Source organism: Streptomyces sp. NPDC052023, from assembly GCF_044548465.1.
GTDB lineage: Bacteria > Actinomycetota > Actinomycetes > Streptomycetales > Streptomycetaceae > Streptomyces.
Window position 1 is genome coordinate 1 of the sequence record NZ_JBIUBW010000024.1, and the last position, 21,095, is coordinate 21,095.

15 protein-coding genes and 3 pseudogenes are annotated in these 21,095 nt (G+C 72.2%); 6 read left to right on the forward strand and 12 right to left on the reverse strand.

The window, feature by feature from the left end; genetic code table 11:
* From ACIHCM_RS32585 to tkt, 5 genes and pseudogenes are all read right to left on the reverse strand, one after another.
* Nucleotides 1-242 (reverse strand): annotated as a pseudogene (locus ACIHCM_RS32585) (glucose-6-phosphate isomerase); the annotation flags it as partial.
* The gene (opcA, locus tag ACIHCM_RS32590) at nucleotides 235-1,173 is read right to left on the reverse strand and encodes a glucose-6-phosphate dehydrogenase assembly protein OpcA (protein WP_399903944.1); all 939 of its coding nucleotides are present in this window, start codon (nucleotides 1,171-1,173) and stop codon (nucleotides 235-237) included. The gene opcA and the pseudogene ACIHCM_RS32585, both read right to left, overlap by 8 nt.
* Nucleotides 1,170-2,759 carry a glucose-6-phosphate dehydrogenase gene (gene zwf, locus ACIHCM_RS32595; RefSeq protein ID WP_399903947.1) on the reverse strand — a complete coding sequence of 530 codons (1,590 nt, stop codon included), beginning with the start codon at nucleotides 2,757-2,759 and terminating at the stop codon, nucleotides 1,170-1,172. The genes opcA and zwf overlap by 4 nt, the downstream gene beginning before the upstream one ends.
* Nucleotides 2,756-3,901 (reverse strand): transaldolase, encoded by a 1,146-nt coding sequence (tal, locus tag ACIHCM_RS32600; protein ID WP_399903949.1) that lies wholly within the window; start codon nucleotides 3,899-3,901, stop codon nucleotides 2,756-2,758. The genes zwf and tal overlap by 4 nt, the downstream gene beginning before the upstream one ends.
* Nucleotides 3,902-3,920: 19 nt before the next feature.
* Complete coding sequence (gene tkt / locus ACIHCM_RS32605; RefSeq protein WP_399903951.1) at nucleotides 3,921-6,005, reverse strand: transketolase; 2,085 nt, start codon at nucleotides 6,003-6,005, stop codon at nucleotides 3,921-3,923.
* A 159-nt stretch (nucleotides 6,006-6,164) separates the two neighbouring features.
* On the opposite strand from tkt, the pseudogene ACIHCM_RS32610 reads away from it, so the two are divergent.
* A pseudogene (locus ACIHCM_RS32610) lies at nucleotides 6,165-7,058 on the forward strand (helix-turn-helix domain-containing protein); the annotation flags it as partial.
* 81 nt (nucleotides 7,059-7,139) lie between these two features.
* On the opposite strand, the gene ACIHCM_RS32615 reads toward ACIHCM_RS32610, so the two are convergent.
* The 3 genes and pseudogenes from ACIHCM_RS32615 to ACIHCM_RS32625 all read right to left on the reverse strand — a co-directional run.
* Nucleotides 7,140-8,534 (reverse strand): glycoside hydrolase family 16 protein, encoded by a 1,395-nt coding sequence (locus tag ACIHCM_RS32615; protein WP_399903954.1) that lies wholly within the window; start codon nucleotides 8,532-8,534, stop codon nucleotides 7,140-7,142.
* 358 nt (nucleotides 8,535-8,892) lie between these two features.
* Nucleotides 8,893-10,560, reverse strand: coding sequence for a PHP domain-containing protein (locus tag ACIHCM_RS32620; RefSeq protein WP_399903957.1), 1,668 nt, complete (start codon nucleotides 10,558-10,560; stop codon nucleotides 8,893-8,895).
* A gap of 583 nt (nucleotides 10,561-11,143) precedes the next feature.
* Nucleotides 11,144-12,547 (reverse strand): annotated as a pseudogene (locus ACIHCM_RS32625) (beta-galactosidase domain 4-containing protein); the annotation flags it as partial.
* A gap of 151 nt (nucleotides 12,548-12,698) precedes the next feature.
* Between ACIHCM_RS32625 and ACIHCM_RS32630 the strand changes: the two are divergent.
* Together ACIHCM_RS32630 and ACIHCM_RS32635 are read left to right on the forward strand one after the other, a co-directional pair.
* Nucleotides 12,699-14,039 (forward strand): 6-phospho-beta-glucosidase, encoded by a 1,341-nt coding sequence (locus ACIHCM_RS32630; protein WP_399903960.1) that lies wholly within the window; start codon nucleotides 12,699-12,701, stop codon nucleotides 14,037-14,039.
* Nucleotides 14,040-14,223: 184 nt separating this feature from the next.
* Nucleotides 14,224-15,087, forward strand: coding sequence for a sulfotransferase family protein (locus ACIHCM_RS32635; protein WP_399904178.1), 864 nt, complete (start codon nucleotides 14,224-14,226; stop codon nucleotides 15,085-15,087).
* A 70-nt stretch (nucleotides 15,088-15,157) separates the two neighbouring features.
* Here ACIHCM_RS32635 and ACIHCM_RS32640 read toward each other — a convergent pair whose 3' ends face one another.
* A complete protein-coding gene (locus ACIHCM_RS32640) occupies nucleotides 15,158-16,282 on the reverse strand; it encodes an ATP-grasp domain-containing protein (RefSeq protein ID WP_399903963.1) in 1,125 nt (374 codons plus the stop codon).
* A 291-nt stretch (nucleotides 16,283-16,573) separates the two neighbouring features.
* Between ACIHCM_RS32640 and ACIHCM_RS32645 the strand changes: the two genes are divergently transcribed.
* Both ACIHCM_RS32645 and ACIHCM_RS32650 read left to right on the forward strand, forming a co-directional pair.
* Entirely contained in the window at nucleotides 16,574-17,434 is an 861-nt protein-coding gene (locus tag ACIHCM_RS32645; RefSeq protein WP_399903966.1) for a metallophosphoesterase family protein, read from the forward strand.
* A complete protein-coding gene (locus ACIHCM_RS32650) occupies nucleotides 17,431-18,111 on the forward strand; it encodes a 4'-phosphopantetheinyl transferase (protein ID WP_399903969.1) in 681 nt (226 codons plus the stop codon). The genes ACIHCM_RS32645 and ACIHCM_RS32650 overlap by 4 nt, the downstream gene beginning before the upstream one ends.
* 42 nt (nucleotides 18,112-18,153) lie before the next feature.
* Here the strand turns inward: ACIHCM_RS32650 and ACIHCM_RS32655 are convergent, their stop codons facing one another.
* From ACIHCM_RS32655 to ACIHCM_RS32665, 3 genes are all read right to left on the reverse strand, one after another.
* Complete coding sequence (locus ACIHCM_RS32655; RefSeq protein WP_399903971.1) at nucleotides 18,154-18,390, reverse strand: hypothetical protein; 237 nt, start codon at nucleotides 18,388-18,390, stop codon at nucleotides 18,154-18,156.
* Nucleotides 18,391-18,648: 258 nt separating this feature from the next.
* Entirely contained in the window at nucleotides 18,649-19,182 is a 534-nt protein-coding gene (locus ACIHCM_RS32660; protein WP_399904181.1) for a toxin-antitoxin system, toxin component, read from the reverse strand.
* A gap of 33 nt (nucleotides 19,183-19,215) precedes the next feature.
* Nucleotides 19,216-19,872, reverse strand: a complete 657-nt coding sequence (locus ACIHCM_RS32665; RefSeq protein ID WP_399904184.1) for a helix-turn-helix domain-containing protein — start codon at nucleotides 19,870-19,872, stop codon at nucleotides 19,216-19,218.
* Between the two features lie 224 nt (nucleotides 19,873-20,096).
* Between ACIHCM_RS32665 and ACIHCM_RS32670 the strand changes: the two genes are divergently transcribed.
* The gene (locus ACIHCM_RS32670; RefSeq protein ID WP_399903974.1) at nucleotides 20,097-20,768 is read left to right on the forward strand and encodes a hypothetical protein; all 672 of its coding nucleotides are present in this window, start codon (nucleotides 20,097-20,099) and stop codon (nucleotides 20,766-20,768) included.
* Nucleotides 20,769-21,095: the final 327 nt, after the last annotated feature.

The window sequence follows — 21,095 nt, forward strand, 5'->3', positions numbered from 1 at the left end:
ATCGCGTCCCGCAGCCCGAAGACATCCGTCGCGGCCGCCAGCTCCTGGAGCAGGGCCAGCGTCTCGTCGGTGACGAGGTGCTTGGAGTAGTCGATACGAAGATCGCCGACGGTGACGACGTACCGCTCCGCACGGCCGGGATCGGACTCGAACAGCTCCCGCAGGTGGGCCTTCCACTCGGCGCGGTGATCCTCCAGCGCCGTCCACTCGGGCCGCCGCGTCAGCAGAGGGGTGTCAGACATGAGAGAGCTTCTCCTTGGTGATGCCCTCGCCCTGCAGGGCGACGGCGTACATCTCGTCGGCGTCGAGGCGCCGGAGCTCCTCGGCGATCAGTTCGGACGTGGGGCGCACCTTCAGCGCCAGGGTGCGCGGCGGCTGGCCCGGCAGGGACAGCGTGGCCAGCGGGCCCTCGGGCCGGTCGATGACGATCTCACCGCTTTCCGTGCCCAGCCGGACGCCGGTCACCACGGGGCCCGCGGTCTCCACCCGGTCGACGGCGACGTGCAGACGGGCCTCCAGCCAGCGGGCCAGCAGCTCGGCGCTGGGGTTGTCGGCCTCGCTCTCCACGGCCGCCGAGGTGATCCGCAGCCGGGCCTGGTCCAGGGCCGCCGCCAGCATCGAGCGCCAGGGGGTGAGGCGGGTCCAGGCGAGGTCGGTGTCGCCGGGCGCGTAGGACCGGGCACGGGCGTCCAGCGCGGCCAGCGGGGCCTCGACGGCGTACATGTCGGTGATCCGGCGCTGGGCGAGGGCGCCGAGCGGGTCCTTGGCGGGCCTCTCGGGCGCGTCCACCGGCCACCACACGACGACCGGCGCGTCCGGCAGGAGCAGCGGCAGCACCACGGAGTCGGCGTGGTCGGACACCTCGCCGTAGGTACGCAGCACGACCGTCTCGCCGGTGCCCGCCTCGGAGCCGACGCGCACCTCGGCGTCCAGCCGGGACTGCGTGCGGTCGCGCGGGGAGCGGGCGTGCCGTTTGATGACGACCAGGGTGCGCGAGGGGTGCTCGTGCGAGGCCTCCTCGGCCGCCTTGATGGCGTCGTAGGCGTTCTCCTCGTCCGTGACGATGACCATCGTCAGGACCATGCCCACGGCCGGTGTGCCGATGGCACGGCGACCCTGCACCAGCGCCTTGTTGATCTTGCTTGCCGTGGTGTCGGTCAGGTCGATCTTCATGGCCTGCGCCAGCTCCGTCCGTCTCGTGCGAGCATCTCGTCGGCTTCCGCGGGACCCCAGCTGCCCGCGACGTAGCGCGCGGGGCTGCCGTGTGCGGCCCAGTACCCCTCGATCGGGTCGAGGATCTTCCAGGACTCTTCCACTTCCTGGTGACGGGGGAACAAATTGGCGTCACCCAGGAGGACGTCGAGGATGAGCCGCTCGTACGCCTCGGGACTCGACTCGGTGAAGGACTCGCCGTAGGCGAAGTCCATCGTCACGTCCCGGATCTCCATCGACGTGCCCGGCACCTTCGAGCCGAACCGGACCGTCATGCCCTCGTCCGGCTGGACGCGGATCACGATCGCGTTCTTGCCGAGCTCCTCGGTGGCCGTGGAGTCGAAGGGGGAGTGCGGCGCCCGCTGGAAGACCACCGCGATCTCCGTGACCCGGCGGCCGAGGCGCTTGCCGGTGCGCAGGTAGAAGGGGACGCCCGCCCAGCGGCGGTTGTCGACGTTGAGCTTGATCGCGGCATAGGTGTCCGTGGTGGACGCCGCGTCGATGCCCTCCTCCTCCAGATAGCCGCGCACCTTCTCGCCGCCCTGCCAGGCCGCCGTGTACTGGGCGCGCACGGTGTGCCGGCCGAGGTCCTCGGGCAGCTTCACCGCCTTGAGCACCTTCAGCTTCTCCATCAGCAGCGAGGACGCGTCGAAGGAGGCGGGTTCCTCCATCGCGGTGAGGGCCATCAGCTGCAGGAGGTGGTTCTGGATCACGTCACGCGCCGAGCCGATGCCGTCGTAGTAGCCGGCCCGGCCGCCGATGCCGATGTCCTCGGCCATCGTGATCTGCACATGGTCGACGAAGGACCGGTTCCAGATCGGCTCGAACATCTGGTTGGCGAAGCGCAGCGCCAGGATGTTCTGGACGGTCTCCTTGCCCAGGTAGTGGTCGATCCGGAAGACCTGCTCCGGGTCGAACACGTCGTGCACGATCGTGTTGAGTTCCCGGGCCGACTTCAGGTCGTGGCCGAACGGCTTCTCGATCACCGCCCGCCGCCACGAGCCCTGCGGAGCGTCCGCCAGCCCGTGCTTCTTCAGCTGCTGGACGACCTTGGGGAAGAACTTCGGCGGCACGGAGAGGTAGAAGGCGTAGTTGCCGCTGGTGCCCCGGGAGGCGTCCAGCTCGTCGACGGCCGAGCGCAGCTGCTTGAACGCGTCGTCGTCGTCGAAGTCGCCCGGCACGAACCGCATGCCCTCGGCCAGCTGCTGCCAGACCTCCTCACGGAACGGCGTCCGCGCGTGCTCGCGTACCGCGTCGTGCACGACCTCCGCGAAGTCCTGGTCCGCCCAGTCCCGGCGGGCGAATCCGACGAGCGAGAAGCCCGGCGGCAGCAGGCCCCGGTTGGCCAGGTCGTAGACGGCCGGCATCAGCTTCTTGCGGGACAGGTCACCCGTGACGCCGAAGATGACCAGCCCCGAGGGGCCGGCGATCCGGGGCAGGCGACGGTCCCGCGCGTCGCGCAGCGGGTTGCTCCAGTCGGGGGACGGGCCGGCCGGCGCGGACGCCTCCCCGGCGACATGCTCCCCAGTGTTCGGTTCGGTGCTCATTCCCCGTCAACTCCCTTACCGGTCAGCGACTTCGTCACGGCATCCAGCAGCTCCTGCCAGGCCACCTCGAACTTGGCGACCCCCTCGTCCTCCAGCTGCCGCACCACCTCGTCGTAGGAGATCCCCAGCCGCTCCACGGCCGCCAGGTCGGCCCGCGCCTGCGCGTAGCCGCCGCTCACGGTGTCGCCGTGGATGTGGCCGTGGTCGGCGGTGGCACGCAGCGTGGCCTCCGGCATGGTGTTGACCGTGCCGGGTGCGACCAGGTCCTCCACATACAGGGTGTCCTTGTATGCCGGGTCCTTCACACCGGTGGAGGCCCACAGCGGGCGCTGCCTGTTCGCCCGCGACCCGGCCAGGACGGTCCACCGGCCTGCCGAGAAGACCTCCTCGTACGCCGCGTAGGCGAGCCGCGCGTTGGCGAGCGCCGCCCGCCCCTTCAGCGCCAGCGCCTCCTTCGTGCCCAGCACGGTCAGGCGCTTGTCGATCTCGCTGTCGACGCGGGAGACGAAGAAGGACGCGACGGAGTGGATGCCGGCCAGGTCGATCCCCGCCGCCCGCGCCTTCTCCAGGCCGGCCTGGTAGGCGTCCATGACCTCCCGGTACCGCTCCAGCGAGAAGATCAGCGTGACGTTGACGCTGATCCCGGCGCCGATCACCTCGGTGATCGCCGGGAGGCCGGCCTTCGTCGCCGGGATCTTGATCATCACGTTGGGCCGGTCGACGAGCCAGGCGAGCTGCCGGGCCTCGGCGACGGTGGCGCGGGTGTCGTGCGCGAGGCGCGGGTCGACCTCGATGGAGACCCGGCCGTCCCGGCCGCCGGTGGCCTCGTACACCGGCCGCAGGATGTCGGCGGCGGCCCGGACGTCGGCGGTGGTCATCATGCGCACCGCCTCGTCGACCGTGACGCCCCGCACGGCGAGGTCGGCGAGCTGCTCCTCGTACCCCTCGCCGGAGCCGATGGCGGCCTGGAAGATGGACGGGTTGGTGGTGACGCCCACGACGTGGCTGGTGGCGACGAGTTCGGCGAGGTTTCCGGACGTGATCCGCTCGCGCGAGAGGTCGTCCAGCCAGATCGACACGCCCTCGTCGGACAGGCGCTTGAGTGCTCCCGCGGTGGCGGATGCTTCGGTCACAGTGATCATCTTCTTTCTTGCGATCGGATCAACCACGCGCGGCAGCGAGCGATTCCCTGGCTGCTGCGACGACGTTCTCGGCGGTGAAGCCGAACTCGGCGAACAGGGTCCTGGCGTCGGCCGAGGCGCCGAAGTGTTCGAGGGAGACGATGCGTCCTGCGTCACCTACGAAGCGGTACCACGTCAGGCCCACCCCCGCCTCGACAGCGACACGCGCCTTCACGGACGGCGGAAGCACCTGCTCGCGGTACTCGCGCGGCTGCTCCTCGAACCACTCCACGGACGGCATCGAGACCACCCGGGCCGGCACACCGGCCTCCTGGAGCCGCTCGCGCGCCTCGACGGCCAGCTGCACCTCGGAGCCGGTGGCGATGAGGACGACCTGGGGCGTGCCTCCCTCGGCCTCGAACAGCACATAACCGCCGCGCGCCGCGTCCTCGTTCCTCTCGTACACCGGTACCGCCTGCCGGGTGAGGGCGAGGCCGTGCGGTGCCGGGTTCGTGGTGTGCCGGCGCAGGATCTCGGCCCAGGCGACGGCCGTCTCGTTGGCGTCGGCCGGACGGACGACGTTCAGCCCCGGGATCGCGCGCAGGGCGGCGAGGTGCTCGACGGGCTGGTGCGTCGGCCCGTCCTCGCCGAGGCCGATGGAGTCGTGGGTCCACACGTAGGTCACCGGCAGTTGCATCAGCGCCGACATGCGTACGGCGTTGCGCATGTAGTCGGAGAAGACCAGGAACGTGCCGCCGTAGACGCGGGTGTTGCCGTGCAGGGCGATGCCGTTCATCGCCGCCGCCATCGAGAACTCGCGGATGCCGAAGTGGATCGTACGGCCGTACGGGTCGGCCTCCGGCAGCGGATTGCCCCGCGGCAGGAAGGACGAGGCCTTGTCGATGGTGGTGTTGTTCGAGCCGGCCAGGTCGGCCGAGCCGCCCCACAGCTCGGGGATCACCGGGCCGAGCGCCTGGAGCACCTTGCCCGACGCGGCACGCGTAGCGACCGGGCGGCCCGTCTCGAAGACGGGCAGCTTCTGCTCCCAGCCCACGGGCAGCTCGCCCTTGCTGACGCGGTCGAACTCGGCGGCCCGCTCCGGCTCGGCCTCCCGCCAGGCCGCGATCCGCCGGTCCCACGCGGCGTGTGCCTCGGCACCCCGCTCGAGAGCCCGGCGGGTGTGGGCGAGCACCTCCCCGGCGACCTCGAAGCTGCGCTCGGGGTCGAAGCCCAGCACCCGCTTGGTGGCGGCGACCTCGTCCGCGCCCAGCGCAGAGCCGTGCGATGCCTCGGTGTTCTGCGCGTTCGGAGCGGGCCAGGCGATGATCGTGCGCATCGCGACGAGGGAGGGACGCCCGGTCTCGGCCCGCGCCGCCCGCAGCGCCGCGTACAGCGCCTGGACGTCGATGTCGCCGTTCGGGGCGGGCTCGACCCGCTGGGTGTGCCAGCCGTAGGCCCGGTAGCGCTCGATCACGTCCTCGGAGAACGCGGTCGCGGTGTCGCCCTCGATGGAGATGTGGTTGTCGTCGTAGAGGAAGACGAGGTTGCCCAGCTTCTGATGGCCCGCCAGCGACGAGGCCTCGGCGCTGACGCCCTCCTGAAGGTCGCCGTCGGACACGATCGCCCAGATGGTGTGGTCGAAGGGGGAGGTGCCCTCGGGCGCGTCCGGGTCGAACAGGCCGCGCTCGTAGCGGGCGGCCATGGCCATGCCGACGGCGTTGGCGGCACCCTGCCCGAGCGGCCCGGTGGTGGTCTCGACGCCGGCGGTGTGCCCGTACTCCGGGTGGCCGGGGGTCCTGGAGCCGTGGGTGCGGAAGGCCTTCAGGTCGTCGATCCCCAGTTCGTACCCGGCGAGGTGGAGCTGGGTGTAGAGGGTGAGCGAGGTGTGCCCCGGGGAGAGGACGAAGCGGTCGCGGCCGGGCCACTCCGGGTCGGCCGGGTCGTGCCGCATCACTTTCTGAAAGATGGTGTACGCCGCCGGGGCGAGGCTCATCGCGGTTCCGGGGTGGCCGTTGCCCACCTGCTGCACGGCATCGGCCGCCAGCAGACGTGCGGTGTCGACGGCCCGCCGGTCGAGGTCGGTCCACTCGAAGCCGCCGGGCCCGTCGGGTGTCTGCGTGCTCATCTGTAAGCCGTCCTCTTCAAAAGGTCATCGAAACCAGCGTTCCAGCTGGTAGGACGCGTTCGACCTTAAAAGTCTGACTTTTTGGCGGGAAGGTTGGGGTGTGTCAGCCTGTGGTGAAAGTGGGACACGCCCACGGCGACGAGGTGACACGAGAAGGACATGGCGGACAGATCTATCCAAGGTGGTGGTGCGGGGGAGGGCATCCGGACGTTCGCCTTCCCGGTCGAGCAGACCGTCTGCGGCGTCGGCATGCAGGTCGGCACGATGGACCCCGGCCGGGACTGGCACTCGGACGTTCCACTGGATCGCATCCACCGCATCGACTTCCATGCCGTGATGGTCTTCGGCGGCGGACCCGTACGGCACATGGTCGACTTCACCGAGTACGAGGCGAAGGCCGGCGACGTGCTGTGGATCCGCCCGGGGCAGGTGCACCGCTTCACGGCCACGAGCGAGTACCGCGGAACGGTCCTCACCATGCAGCCCGGCTTCCTTCCGAGGGCCACGGTCGAGGCCACCGGCCTGTACCGCTACGACCTCCCGCCCCTGCTGCGCCCCGACGCCACCCAGCTCGCGGCCCTGTGCGCCTCCCTCGCCCATCTGCAACGTGAGTACGAGGACGCGGCGACGCTCCCCCTGAGCCTGCACACGGCGGTCCTGCGCCACTCCCTCAGCGCGTTCCTGCTGCGGCTGTCCCATCTGGCGGCCGGCTCGGCGGCAGCGGCGGCGCAGCAGACGGACACCACGTTCACGCTCTTCCGGGAGGCGGTCGAGCGGGACTTCGCCACCAACCACAGTGTCAGCGCCTACGCCGACGCCCTCGGTTACTCCCGCCGCACCCTCGTCCGCGCGGTCGGCGCCGCCACCGGCGACACGCCCAAGGCGTTCATCGACAGACGCGTCGTCCTGGAGGCCAAGCGCCTCCTCGCCCACACCGACCTGCCCATAGGCCGCGTCGGCGCGGCGGTCGGCTTCCCGGACGCGGCCAACTTCTCCAAGTTCTTCCAGCAGCACACGGACCGGACGCCGGCGGCCTTCCGGGCGGAGCTGCGCCAGCCCTTGGCGGGCTCAGCGGCGGCCAGGCACGGCCGCGGGCCGGGACGTCGCCGCCCCGGCCCCTTCCTGGTGCCGCCGTCAGCGGCCGAAGGTGAACCAGTTCACGTTCACGAAGTCGGCCGGCTGGCCGCTGGTGAAGGTCAGATAGACGTCGTGGGTGCCCGTCACGGCGGAGATGTTCGCGGGAACCGTGCGCCAGGACTGCCAGCCGCCGGTGTTGCCGACCGCGAAGCTGCCGACGGGCGCGCTGCTGCGGCTGTCCAGGCGGACCTCGACCAGCCCGCTCACACCGGAGCCGGCGCCGCTCGCGACCCGGGCGCTGAACTGCCTGGCCGGTGAGGAGCCGAAGTTGACGCCCCGGTACAGCGCCCAGTCGCCATTGGCCAGCGCGCCGATGTTCTGCCCGCCGCCCGTGTCGGAGGTCCCCTCCGTCATCGTGCCGGACTGCCCGTCGTGGGACTCGGCCTGGATGGTGCCGTAGGCGTCGCGGTTGCCGGTCGGGGGAGGTGTTGTGCCGCCCCCCTGGGACAGCACCTGGACGTAGTCGACGACCATCGGGTGGCCCGGCACCGTGGCCGCGTCGGGGCCGCCCCCGAAGGCGTCCACGAAGCCGCCGCCCATCGCCACGTTGAGGATGATGAAGAAGCCGTGGTCCGTGGCGTTCGTCCAGGTGGCCGCGTCGACCTGGTTCTCCCGCACGGTGTGGAAGTGTGTGCTGTCGACGAAGAAGCGGATCTCCTCGACGCTGCTGGAGCGGTCCCACTCCATGCGGTACGTGTGGAAGCCGGACTGGCAGGTGGAGCCGGGGCAGGGGGCCGAACCGCCGATGCCGGTGGTCTCGTTGCACGGGCCGCCGGGTGAGGTGCCGCAGTGCATCGTCGCCCAGACGGTGTTGAGGCCCTGGACGTTCTCCAGGATGTCCAGCTCCCCGACGCCCGGCCAGTTCCAGTAGTTGCCGCGGAACGGGGCGCCCAGCATCCAGAAGGCCGGCCAGTAGCCGCGGGCGGCGGCGCCGGTGACGTTGGGCATCTGGATGCGCGCCTCGACGCGCAGTTTGCCCCCTGCCGGGGGCTGGAAGTCGGTGCGGTTGGTCTCGATGCGGCCCGACGTCCAGTTGCCGGCCGCGTCGCGGCGCGGGGTGATACGGAGGTTGCCGCTGCCGTCGAGGGAGACGTTGCTGGTGCTGGACGTCATCGTCTCGATCTCGCCGGTGCCCCAGTTGGAGGGGCCGCCCGGGTAGCCCTTCCCGGTGGCGTACTGCCAGTTGGCGGTGTTGACGCCGGAGCCTGCGGCCCCGTCGAAGTCGTCGGCGAAGACCTGCGTCCAGCCCGACGGGGGCGGCGGGGCGGCGGCGGTCGCGCTCGGCGTCACGGCCGTGGCGGCGAGCCCGGCGAGACCCAGCGTGCTCAGGAGGGCGACGAGCGCCCGCCGGTGGGGTCCGCGTCTGCGGGGAGTGCCGGAGGTTTCACTCATGGGGTGCCTCTCGGTACGGGAGTGGGGGTGTTTGAGAGCGCTCTCAGACAAGGGGTGCGCGGACAATGTGCTCCCGGGCATCGCGGCCGTCAAGAGGTGCAGCGGGGGAAAGTCCTTACGGGGCAGCGGAGTTCAAGCGATGAACGCGGACATGCTCGGCATCTCGGCCTGGGCGGCAGCGGGTCGGCCCGGTGTTCGAGGCGTACATCGGCGAGGCGTCTCGGTTGCGTCGGCGGCCTGCCCGTCGAGGGCGCAGGCCGTCTCCGAGAGTGCCGGCGTACGCCGGACCGGGCTCCGTCAGTCCTGGGTCCCGGTCCGAAAGCCGCCGGCTACGCGACGGAGCACGGCGGTTGACGTCTCATCGGGACTCTGTCACGTCGATGAAGATCGGGTTGGAGTAGAACCACGTGTCCGCCCACGGGTCACCGTCGCCCGGCGCGTGGGTGATCGGCCCGTGCGGGTCGACGGACGCCCCCAGGTAACCGGCGCCGTGCCGCTTGCCGTCGCTGCCGCGCAGCCGGACGTAGAACGACTCGTCCCCGGCGGTGAGCGGAATGCGCAGGGTGTACGTCCCCTTGCGGCCGCCCACCTCCCTGGTGTGCACGACCCGGGTGCCGGGCGCGCGCCAGCTGTCCCGGTCGGCGGCCGGGCCGCGCACCGCGCCCCGGACGACGTCGACGTGCGCCAACTGGGGCAGGATCCCGGCCGGGTTGTGGCGCGAGGCCGTGGTCACCGTGACGTACAGGGTGAGCCGCTCGCCCTTGCGGACCCGCAGCCGGCCGCCCAGCGTCACGCCCCGGGACTGGTCGCGGTCGCGCCGCAGGCGCACCTCCAGGCCGTCGAGCAGATGCCCGTGGTCGAGCCAGACCCGGCCGGCGCGCAGGCCCGCCATCACCGCCCGGTAGCCGTAGCGGGTCACGCCGACGTGGGTGCGGCTGAACTGACCGGGCCAGAAGTCGCTGCCCGGCTGCGGGGTGCCGGTGTTCACCGGGTCCGGCAGCCTGCCGGTGTTGTCGAAGGTCTGCCCGGGCTGCCAGTCGCCGTTCTTCCAGGTGTCGAAGACGACCCGGTGGGCGTCGGAGTTGGTGGTGACCGAGAACAGCTTGCCCTCGGAGAGCATGGCGTCCCACAGGCCGCCGACCGTCGCGGTCGCCCAGTCGAAGCCGCCGTAGGTGAGATAGGCGCCGGCCGGGTAGCCGGGCCAGGACTGGGCGGACGGCTTGTTCTCGTACTCGCCGCGGATCGAGGTCGCACCGCGCCACCCGGGGATGGCGGCGCCCTGGGCGCCGGGCGCGCCCTCCATGCCGATCATGACCTCCGGGGCGGCGTCCCGCCAGGCGCGTATCTCGTGCGGGGAGTCGATGCCGAGGCGCATCGGGTGGTTGGCGAGCACCAGGACGTCGTCGACGTACCCGCTGCGGCGCTGCTCGGCCAGCCATTGGATGGCCTTGACCGCGTGTGCCTCGTTACGGGCCGTGTCGGCATGACCGGGAGTGCCCTCGGTCCAGCCGAGCAGCTTGCCGTCGTAGGCGCGCTCGAAGCGGGTGAGCAGCTCGACCTCGTGGGGGCCGGGGGCGGTGAGGACCGTGCAGTGCTCGGCGGCCGGGATGTACCACTCCAGGCCCTGGAAGATCAGCCGGCGCGGGTTCTCGGCGCGGGCCCTGCGGATCTCCTCGTGCTCCAGCGCGGCGCCGAGGTCGGCGTGCCCGACGTTGGAGTGCTCGGTGAACACCATCCAGTCCAGGCCGTACTTCGCGCCCGCCCCGGCCAGCTGGGAGAACGTGTACTTGGCGTCGTGGCTGTAGACGGAATGGACGTGGTGGTCGCCGACGAGATAGGCCAGGCGCGGGTCGCTGCCGCCCGGCCGGCGCTCACCGGCGGCCGCGGGGGCAGCCGTACCCAGGGCGAACGTCGTGCCGAACAGGCCCGCGGTGGCGAGGAGCTGGCGCCGGGACAGTCCCTGGGGGTCGAGTTCGGCGCGCGGGACGGACGGGTCGGCCCACTCGGGCAGCTGCTGCTCGGTCATGACGGTCCTCAGGTCAGTCTCAGTGGTTCATGGACTGGGAGACGGGCAGGGCGGGTTCGACGATCGGGACGTCGCCGGGCCACCTGTTCGGGAGCTGCTCGGCACTGCCCCCGTACACATGGCCGCCGGGCAGCCAGGGCAGCCAGGGCAGCCAGGGCAGCCCCGGCGAGGTCGGCCCGGCCGCGCGGGCGCTGGGGTCGCGGACGACGGGGCAGCCCTCGACGTCCGTCGCGGCGTGCCGCGGGGTGGCTTCGACCGGCTTCGGCTCGGCGCTGGGCCCCTCGAACAGTTACTGCGTGTCCGGCGCCACGACGAACGGGAAGCGCCGGCTCCTCGTATCCGGCCGCCAACGGTCCTGCCCGGCGGCCTCGCGGAAGTGGCGGGGAGCCCGGCACCCGCGGCGGCGGCGATCAGCGCGGCGGCGCGCGCGAAGTCGCCCCGGCCGGAGTCGGCCTGCGCGTATTCGGCCTGTTGCCGGTCAGGCGAAGTGCACACGTCTGCTCCGTGGGCGGGGGATGGGCGGCGGGATGGGAGGTGAGCCGATGGGGGAGCGGGGAGCCGAGAGGCGAGCGGGGAAGGCGAGTCAGAGCGCGCGCAGCGTCCAGCCCCAGCGGTGCGTGCCCGCCGGGACGAGATGCACCGGTGCGGTGCCGGGCCCGCAGGACGCGGTACCCAGGCCGCGGTGGGCGGCGTCGATGCGCACGACGCAGCCGGCGCGCGGGACGAGTGCGTCGTGGCGGGCGGCCGCAGCCAGGTCCGCGGGACGGTGGCGGTGGACGGAGATCTGGCTGGGCCGCCTCAGTTCCGCCGCGAGACCGGTGGGGTCCGGCGCCGGCAGCCTGAAGGGCCGGCCGCCACTCTCCTGCGGCCGCGGACAGGGGGTGGACGACTCGTCCACGTCCACGGGGAGCGAGTGACGGGCGACCGGCGCACCCGCGCCACCGTCCGGGTACGACTCCCAGGGCTGCTGCCCGAACCACTCCAGCAGATTCAGCCCGGCCACCGTCTCGAACACCGAACCGACCCGCGCCACGTCGTCCAGTGTGCCGGGCAGCTCCGCCGCCTCCTCGACGTGGATGCCGCCCTCGACGGCCGTGAACACCTGCTCGTGCCGCACGGTCCCGCCCTCGCAGACGTACTCGGCGAGCACGCCGACACTCCCGGCCGCCCGGCGCACGGCGACCAGCTTGCGGGCGGGCGTGTCGAGCCCCCACTCGCGCAGGCGGTCCGCCATGCCGGCCGGCTCGTCGTTGCCGGTCGGTGCCCGCCGGAGCGACAGCGTGGGGGCGGCGACCAGCAGGGGGTGGACCAGCAGGCCGTCGGCGTCGAGCTCGACGGGGCCTCCGGTCACCGGCAGAGCGGGCTGCACGGGGGTCGCCCGCAGCCGTACCCGCGGCAGGCACACCACCGTGCCCCGCGGCGCCCACGGCTCGTCCCGCGCGGTCGTCACGTTCAGTGTCAGCCAGGCCTCGGCCGCGTCCCCGGGCAGCGCGAACGGCAGCGGCACCGCCGCCGTCTCGCCCGGGCGCAGCTCGGGAAGTTCGGCCGGCGCGGTCAGTGTCCGGCCGTCGGCGAGGGACAGCTGCCACTGCGCGGTCAGCCAGTCCAGCCCACGGAAGTGCTGGTGGTTGCGGATCACCGGGCCCTCGTGCCGGAGGCACTCCAGCCGTACCGGCGCCGCGAACTCCCGGTGCTCGTACAGCACGGGCTCGGGCGTCCGGTCCGGAAGGACCACACCCTCCGCGATGAAGGCGCCGTCTTGGGGCACCTCGCCGAAGTGTCCGCCGTACGCCCGGCGGTGGCCGGACGCGGCGACGCCACGCTCGTACAGCCCGGCGCCAGCGCGCCCGGCCGGTCTTCCGTCGCTCACTCGCTGGAGAATGCCGTGGTCCCAGAACTGCCAGATGAAGCCGCCCTGAAGACCCGGGGTGGCCTCGATGGCGGCCCAGTGGTCGGCCGGCGTGCCGTTGCCGCCGCCCATGGCGTGGAGTACTCGCCGCAGCCCTCCGGGAGAGTGGTCGACGCCGGGCAGGGAGCCGCGTGGGGATGACGAAGGGGACGGGTACTGTGCATCAGGTGCTGGCAGAACCACGACGTCGACCCGTCCCGTGGGCCCTCGTGACAGGAGAGGTGCAGGCGTGAGGCTGACGATTCTGGGCGGTGGCGGCTTCCGGGTGCCGCTCGTGTACGGGGCGCTCCTCGGCGACCACGCCGAGGGCCGGGTCACGCACGTCGTGCTCCACGACCTGGACGCCGGGCGGCTGCACGCCGTCACCCGCGTCCTGGCGGAGCAGGCCGCCGGTGTGCCCGACGCGCCCGAGGTCACCGCGACCACCGACCTCGACGAGGCGCTGCGCGGCGCCGACTTCGTGTTCTCCGCGATCCGCGTCGGCGGCCTGGAGGGCCGCGCCCACGACGAGCGGGTGGCGCTCGCGGAGGGTGTTCTCGGCCAGGAGACGGTGGGCGCGGGCGGCATCGCCTACGGACTGCGGACCGTGCCGGTGGCGGACGGCATCGCCCGCCGCGTCGCCCTCCTCGCCCCCGACGCCTGGGTCATCAACTTCACGAACCCGGCCGGTCTGGTCACCGAGGCCATGTCCCGCCACCTCGGCGACCGCGTCATCGGCATCTGCGACTCGCCGGTCGGCCTCGGCCGCCGTATCGCCCGCGTACTCGGCGTGCGCGACCCGGCCGAGGCGTGGATCGACTATGCCGGCCTCAACCACCTCGGCTGGGTACGCGGCCTGCGCGTCGCCGGCCGCGACGAACTGCCGCGCCTGCTCGCCGACCCCGCTCTGCTCGGCTCCTTCGAGGAGGGCAAGCTGTTCGGCGCCGAATGGCTGAGGTCGCTGGGCGCGATCCCCAACGAGTACCTGCACTACTACTACTTCAACCGGGAAACCGTCCGCGCCTACCAGGAGGCCGAGCAGACGCGGGGCGCCTTCCTCCGTGACCAGCAGGCCCGCTTCTACGCGCAGACGCGCGACCCCGGCGCCTCCGCGCTGCGCGCCTGGAACGCCACCCGCGCCGAGCGCGAGGCCACCTACATGGCGGAGAACCGGGAGACGGCCGGCGCCGGCGAGCGCGACGCCGACGACCTGTCCGGCGGCTACGAGAAGGTGGCGCTCGCGCTGATGCGGGCCATCGCCCGGAACGAGCGCACGACGCTGATCCTCAACGTCCGCAACCGCCACACCCTCCCGGTGCTCGACTCCGAGGCGGTGATCGAGGTGCCGTGCCTGGTCGACGCGGGCGGCGCGCACCCGGTGGCCGTGGATCCGCTGCCGGACCACGCCACCGGCCTGGTCTGCGCGGTGAAGGCGGTCGAGCGCGAGGTGCTGTCGGCCGCCGCGTCCGGCTCCCGCGCCTCGGCCGTCAAGGCCTTCGCGCTGCATCCGCTGGTCGACTCGGTGGGCGTGGCCCGGCGGCTGGTCGACGGCTACACGGCCGTCCATCCCGGCCTGGCGTACCTCACGTAGAGCGCTCCCCCCGGACGGGAACTCCTAGGAAGTTTTAAGGAAGCGGTGAAGCGCCAGGTCATGAGCCGAATTTCGGTGTCCGTGACCCCGGCGGTTCGCCCTTCGGACATCTGGAGTTCGCCTGCGGCCCGTGACATGCGGAGGCACGGCGCTAGAGAGAGGTGGCACGGTGCGAGACCCGCGTATGTCGTCGATCGGCAAGGGACTGAGGCGTCGGGGGAGGCTGATGATCCAGGCGGTGAGTCCACCGCGCCGCGCCCTGGACGCTATTCCCGCACCCCGGCCGGGCTCGGACAAGAACCCCCCGTTCACCGCGCCGCGCGCCCCCCGGCTGGTGGAGTCGCCGGTCTTCGTGCTGTCCTCGGTGCGCTCCGGCTCGACCCTGCTGCGGGTGCTGCTCAACAGCCACAGCCGCGTCCGCGCCCCGCACGAGATGCATCTGCGCACCGTCCATGTGCAGCTGACCCGCAGCTTCACCGCGGCCGCCATGCAGGAGCTGAAGCTCGACAGGCAGGAGCTGGAACACGTCCTGTGGGACCGCATCCTGCACCTGGAGCTGGTCCGCAGCGGCAAGGACGTCATCGTCGACAAGACGCCGCCCAACACCCTCATCTGGCCGAGGCTCCAGCGATGCTGGCCGAACGCCCGCTACATCCTGCTGCTCCGCCACCCGGGCGCGATCGTCGCCTCCCTGACCGACCGCCGCGAGGACCCCGACCTGGCGGCCATCCACGCCGAGGTCCTGGACTACGCGGAGAAGCTGGAGGAGGCACGCCGGAACCTCGACGCACATGTGCTCACCTACGAGAACCTGACCGCCGAGCCGGAACACGCGACGCGCGGCCTGTGCGCGTACCTCGGCGTGGAGTGGGAGAGCGGCATGCTCGACTACGGAAGCCGCGACCACGGCAGGTTCCGCCCCCAGCTCGGTGACTGGAGCAGCACGATCAAGTCGGGCCGCATCCAGCCCGCCCGCGAGGCCGACCCGTCGGCGGAGCTCCCGCCCCGCCTGCTGGAGTTGGCGAAGGCGTGGGGCTACCCGGACTAGGCCCCGGGGAGCGGCGGCGCGGCGGACGGCGCGGCGAGCCCCGCACCCCGCACCGCGGCCGGCGCACCCCCTAGAGCGGCAGAACCTGTGCCGTCGGCCCGACGGGCGCCGGCGAGGGAACGGCCGGCAGCAGGGGGGCCGGCTCCGCCGCCGTCCGCTGCGGCGGAATGGAGACCGGCCGCAGCGGTCGTGGAGCGGACACCACCGTGTAGTCCTGGCCGAGGAACGGCGGCACGATCTCCCCGGGGTCGTCGCCCAGGGCCAGCCGTACCGCGGCCCACGGCGCGTTGACCCCGCACAGCGACAGCTGGTGCAGCCCGCCGGCCGGACGCGTGTTGACGTCCATCAGCACCGGCCGCTCACCGAACATCCGGAACTGGATGTTGGACAGATGGTGCAGCCCGAACCCCTCGGCGATACGCCGTGCCGGCTCCACGAACTGCTCGTGCAGCGTGAACCCGCGACGGCGCCCGCTCTTCGTCCGTCCGACGGCCAGCCGGACCACGTTGTCCCGACCGGTGAGGCAGTCCACGGACACCTCCGGCTGCTCCAGCCGCGGCATCACCAGCCAGTCCACCGGCTCGTCGGCCTCCCGCAGCGCCTGCAAGACCAGCTCCAGCTGGACGTAGGGGGTGGGGAACCCGTTGAGGTGCAGCAGCGAGAAGGGGGCGCGCGTGATCACACGGAAGCCCACCCCGCCCGCACCGGACGCCGGCTTGAAGCATGCCTTGTGCCCGCCCGCCTCCAACTCCTCCACGGCGGCGAGCAGTTCGCCTTCGTCCCGGACCCGCCACCACGGCGGCACCGGCACGCCGATCGCCTGGACCGCCTCGTAGGCGATCACCTTGTCCTGGAAGACGGCCACGGCCTCCGGCGGCGGCGCCAGCAGCGCCGTACCGGCCGCCTCGAACTCCGCGCGATGCGCCACGACCGCCGCCTGGTGCAGACGCGGCACGAACACGTCGATCGCGCGCCGGGCACACACGTTCAGGGCGTACTCGACGTACGCGGCCGGGGAGAGGCCCTCGGGCTCCAGCTCGGCGGTGTCGGCGGCGGCGAGGACGGGGGAGTCGGGGTCGCCGTGCGTGGCATGGATCTCGACCGCCCGGTCGCCGGGATTTCTCCGCAGCTGATCCATGAAGAACACGTTCTCCGCGTACGTGCGGTTGAGCCAGACGCGTACGCGAGAGACCATGCAGGCCGCCTTTCACGGTTCGCGGGCACGGCGGAGCGAGGCCGGCCCGGCCTGGGGGTGGTGGGAGGGACACCGAACCGCCCTTGCGTGAAGGGAGTTGTGGGCGGTGGTGTTGGGGCGATCATACGGCTTCGCCGGCCCGCCGCGTGCAACGTGCGGGTTACGGAATTGCCGATCGGGCCCACCCGTCGAGCGGGTTCCCGACACTCCCAATACACTCCGGTGGCCCTTGCCGACCGAGGCGCGCATGTGTTGTCGTGGTGCCTTCGTGTGATCGTGAGGGGGCGACAGGTGACATCGACGGCCGGTGGTGCCGGACAGCTGCTGGCCATCAGCGACCTGCACATCGGGTACGCGGAGAACCGCGAGCTGGTGGAGAAGATGCGCCCCGACACCGATGACGACTGGCTGCTGGTGGCCGGGGACGTGGCGGAGAGCGTGTCCCGGATCCACTGGGCGCTGCAGACTCTCGCGGGCCGGTTCCGCAAGGTGATCTGGGCCCCCGGCAACCACGAGCTGTGGACCCACCCGTCCGACTCCGTCACCCTGCGCGGCGTCGCCCGCTACGAGCATCTGGTCGCCATGTGCCGAGAGCTGGGCGTGACGACACCCGAGGACCCGTACCCGGTCTGGGACGGCCCCGGCGGCCCGGTCGCCGTGGCGCCGCTGTTCCTGCTGTACGACTACTCCTTCCTGCCGGCCGGCTGCACGACGAAGGACGAGGGGCTGGCGTACGCGCACTCGACCGGGATCGTGTGCAGCGACGAGCATCTGCTCCACCCCGATCCCTATCCCACACGCGAGGCCTGGTGCCGGGCCCGGGTCGCGGAGACCGAGCGGCGGCTCGCCGAGATCCCCGAAGAGCTGCCGACCGTGCTGGTCAACCACTATCCGCTGGACCGTCACCCGACCGAGGTCCTGTGGTACCCCGAGTTCGCCATGTGGTGCGGCACGCGGCTGACGGCCGACTGGCACCGGCGGTTCCGGGTGGAGACGATGGTCTACGGACACCTCCACATCCCACGGACCACCTGGCACGACGGCGTCCGTTTCGAGGAGGTGTCGGTGGGCTATCCGCGCGAGTGGCGGGGGCGCGAGGAGCCGCCGGGCCGGCTGCGCCGCATCCTGCCGAAGGAGGACACGACGTCGTGATCGAGGAGCTCCTGCCTGCCGCGGTCGTGACCGTGGAGGTGCACGGCGACGACGGGGGCGAGCCGGCGCCGCTGTACCCCGAGGAGGTGGCGATCGTCGCCCGGGCGGTCGCCAAGCGACGGCGCGAGTTCGCTCTCGTACGCACCTGCGCCCGCCGCGCCATGGAGAAACTCGGCGTGCCCCCGCAGGCCGTCCTGCCCGGAGAGCGTGGCGCCCCCGGCTGGCCGGCCGGGCTGGTCGGCAGCATGACCCACTGCGAGGGTTACGGCGCCGCCGCGCTGGTCCGCGAGGCCGACCTGGCGTCCCTCGGCATAGACGCCGAACCGCACGCGCCCCTCCCGGCCGGTGTGCTGGAGGTGGTGGCCCTGCCGGGCGAGCAGGAGCGGCTGCGCCTGCTGACCGCGCGTCACCCCGGCGTCCACTGGGCGCGTGTGCTGTTCAGCGCCAAGGAGTCCGTCTACAAGGCGTGGTTCCCGCTCACCGGGAAGTGGCTCGACTTCACGGAGGCCGACATCGACATCGCCGTCGGCCCCGAAGACGCGGGCCAGGGCCGCTTCCACGCCGAGCTTCTCGTCCCGGGCCCGGTGGTCGACGGCCGCCGCGTCGGCGCCTTCGACGGCCGGTGGACGGTACAGCGGGGGCTGGTGGCCACCTCGGTGACGGTGCCGCACGCCTGACGGCGTGCGGCGCTCGCGCACTTCGCCCGGGGCCAGGCGGGATCAGGGCTCCGGGAAGCGGCTCTGCAACAGCCGGAAGAACGCCTCCTCATTGCCCGTCAGACCCGCCTCCGACAGTGCCTGTTCCGCCTCGGCGAGCACGGCGGGCGGGACGACGGGTGGCCGGCAGGCCTCCGGCGGGCCGGCCGCGGTGTCGAACGCCGCTCGCACGGTGTGCAGCAGGCGCAGATAGGCCTGCACGGCGGTGCGTTCCCGGTCGGTCAGTACGGCAGTGGGCATCGGTCGGCTCTCCCCGTCTCGTCGTCGCCACACGTGCCCGGACGGCACGTACGCCCCCGCATTCGGCGGCGCACCCCCAGCTTGCCGTCCACCACTGACAATCCGGCCCGGCGGCGCCCCGGTTCGCCCGCTCAGCGGAAGCGCGACACCGCCGTGACGCGGCGCGAAGGCGCTGCTCCGCGCCGGTGTGAAGGGGTTTCGGCCGGGCCGTGGCGGACCGGCCCACCTCGTGGCCGACCGCGCAGGCGCGGGTCGCCGCTACGGGTGCTGCGGCCCCATATAGCCCAGCGATGCCTCGATCCGCCCCGCCAGATGATCGCGCTGCACGGGCCCGCGAAGCGCCGAACCCGCCAGCCAGGTGCGGCACTTGCTCGCCAGCAGCAACCCGAAGCTCTCCGCCTCCTTCTCGTCGGCGAGGTCGAAGCGGGTGCGGGCGGCGACCTTCAGGACGGTGTCCTGGAGGTCGGCGTTGTGGTCGAGTAAACGCGCCGCGACGGCGGCGCCCTCCACGTGATGGCTGCAGTGCCCGGCCTTCATGTGCCACAGCTCGTGCCCGAGGATCACCAACTGGTGCTCGGGAGCGGTGCGTTCCTCGATGACCACGAGGTCCTGGTCGGCCATGTCGAGCCACAGCCCGCTGGCCGTACCGACCGGGAAGGCGGCCGTACGGAAGTGGACGGGGCGGCCGCGGCGTCTGCTCATCCCGTCGCACAGCGCGGTGTAGAGGTCGGCGGGGCGCGCGGGCGCGGGCAGGGTCAGCTCCGCGACCAGCTCGCCGCACAGACGGCGCATTTCCTTACCGATGCCCACAGATTCTCTCCCGGATCACGACTCGGGCCGCTTGACGCTCTCCAGGAGCATGTCCAGCCACTCGGCGACCTTGTCGCGGTGCTGGTCGGTGGGCAGTTGAGCGGCCCGCCAGGCGATCCCGCGCACGCCGTGGTCCTGGAGCAGCCGTTCCAGCGGGTCGCCGGCCGCCGCTGCCGCCTCCCGTTCCCGGTCGGCGAGCTTCTGGAGCAGTTCCTGCTCGGTGCGCTGGAGGACGTCCGCGAGCGCCTCGGAGTCCTCGGCCGTGAGGAATCCGGCGTGCACCCGGAAGAAGCGCTGGATGGCGTCGCAGTGCTCCATGGTCGGCCGGCGGTCGCCGTTGATGAGGGCGCCCGCCTGCTGCCGCGACATCCCGGCGCCGTCGGCGATCTCCTGCTGGGTGTACTTGCGCCCGTTGGGTTTCAGCCGGGTGCGGCGCAGCAGGTCCAGGCGTTGCAGGAACCGCGCCTGCACATCGCGCTCGCCCGCCGGGCGGCCGCGCAGCAGGTCCCTGACGACGGACTCGGGGACGCCGCTGGCCACGGAGAGCCGAGCGGTGTCGAAGACCTCCGCGTGCGGCACGCCCAGCCGGTCGGCCAGTGCGGTGACGCGGGCGATCACGGCCGGCAGGGTGGCCGTCGCCGTGGCGCCCGGAACCTGGTAGCCATCCGTCACCGACAGGTCTCCTACGTCTCTCACGTACTTCATCGCGAGTGGTTCCCGTGAACTTCCCGGAGAGTAGCGGTTGGTTCGAACTCACATCCAGGTCTCGCCACAACTGTGGCCAATTTCAGCCGTCAACCGGCATGAAATGCCACGATAGTTGACACAGCAAGCTTCGGGGCATCAGGATCGGGTCGCCGCGTGAAGGCCGCATAGGCAAGAGGGGTGACCTCCCGATGGCACACCAGGCAGGAGGGCAGCGGGCCGCGTTGCGGTCCGTCCCCGAGGATTCCGAGGCCCAGTCGTATCTCCAGGACTACGCCGCCTTCATGGAGGCCGTGCCCTTCCCGTCCATGGTCGTCGACCACCGCTGGGACGTCGTCCTGGCCAACAGCGCGTTCGCGTCGCTCTTCCGCGGGGTCACGCCCCATCCGACGGCCATGCCGGGCGACAACTTCCTGAGGTTCGTGCTGTTCCACCCCGATGCCGCGAGCGTGCTCGGGGAGCACGAGTCGCGCTGGTGCCTGCCGATGCTGGCCCACTTCGCCGACACCGTGGAGCGGCACGGCCACGACCCCGGGCTGCAGGCCATCCGGCGGGAGATCGCACAGGACCCGATCATGGAGGCCGCCTACCGGCAGGGGCTGCCGCACTGGGTGCGCGCCGTGGGTGAGGCGGCCGTCGAGCACGACGGGGCGGTGCGTCCGCTGCTGCACCCCGATCCGCGCTGGGGCGCCACCGACTGCCGGATCGTCGCCGAGACGCCGAGGACGCTGCGGGAGTTGGGCTGCACCCGGCTCACCATGGTGCTGCGCGAGCCACGCCGGCCCGGCGCCGCTCCCCGCCGCCGGTCCCGCGACCGCGGTGTCGCGAGCCATCTCACGGTGGTACCCACCCCCGAGGCCTGACCGGGCGCCGTCGGCGTTCAGGTCGCCGACGGCGCCACGGTCGGGCCGGGGGAGGTGACGCGCCGGCGAGTGTTGCGGCAGTCCATGGTGACGGCTCTGCCGAGCGCAGGCGCGGCGGTCCCGGCAGTACGCGACGGGACAGCCCCGATTCCGCTCACGCGCCACGCCGGCCGCCCGGTGCGCGCCGGCCGGCCACTGCGTGCCGGTTTCCCCTGCGACGCCCCAAATGGCGCAGACGCTCCCTGACGCACCGCTGCGTACGCGCGACTTTCACAACGAGGCCACCAGACCCTTCCCTGACGTTTGGTGCTCTTGGAACACTCCTTT

What these genes read in the sequence shown, in the direction of transcription:
- ACIHCM_RS32635 (WP_399904178.1), top strand. Translation starts at nt 14,224, where the DNA reads ATGTCGTCGATCGGCAAGGGACTGAGGCGTCGGGGGAGGCTGATGATC.
- ACIHCM_RS32655 (WP_399903971.1), bottom strand. Translation starts at nt 18,390, where the DNA reads ATGCCCACTGCCGTACTGACCGACCGGGAACGCACCGCCGTGCAGGCC.
- zwf (WP_399903947.1), bottom strand. Translation starts at nt 2,759, where the DNA reads ATGAGCACCGAACCGAACACTGGGGAGCATGTCGCCGGGGAGGCGTCC.
- tkt (WP_399903951.1), bottom strand. Translation starts at nt 6,005, where the DNA reads ATGAGCACGCAGACACCCGACGGGCCCGGCGGCTTCGAGTGGACCGAC.
- ACIHCM_RS32615 (WP_399903954.1), bottom strand. Translation starts at nt 8,534, where the DNA reads ATGAGTGAAACCTCCGGCACTCCCCGCAGACGCGGACCCCACCGGCGG.
- ACIHCM_RS32620 (WP_399903957.1), bottom strand. Translation starts at nt 10,560, where the DNA reads ATGACCGAGCAGCAGCTGCCCGAGTGGGCCGACCCGTCCGTCCCGCGC.
- tal (WP_399903949.1), bottom strand. Translation starts at nt 3,901, where the DNA reads ATGATCACTGTGACCGAAGCATCCGCCACCGCGGGAGCACTCAAGCGC.
- ACIHCM_RS32670 (WP_399903974.1), top strand. Translation starts at nt 20,097, where the DNA reads ATGGCACACCAGGCAGGAGGGCAGCGGGCCGCGTTGCGGTCCGTCCCC.
- opcA (WP_399903944.1), bottom strand. Translation starts at nt 1,173, where the DNA reads ATGAAGATCGACCTGACCGACACCACGGCAAGCAAGATCAACAAGGCG.
- ACIHCM_RS32660 (WP_399904181.1), bottom strand. Translation starts at nt 19,182, where the DNA reads ATGCGCCGTCTGTGCGGCGAGCTGGTCGCGGAGCTGACCCTGCCCGCG.
- ACIHCM_RS32640 (WP_399903963.1), bottom strand. Translation starts at nt 16,282, where the DNA reads ATGGTCTCTCGCGTACGCGTCTGGCTCAACCGCACGTACGCGGAGAAC.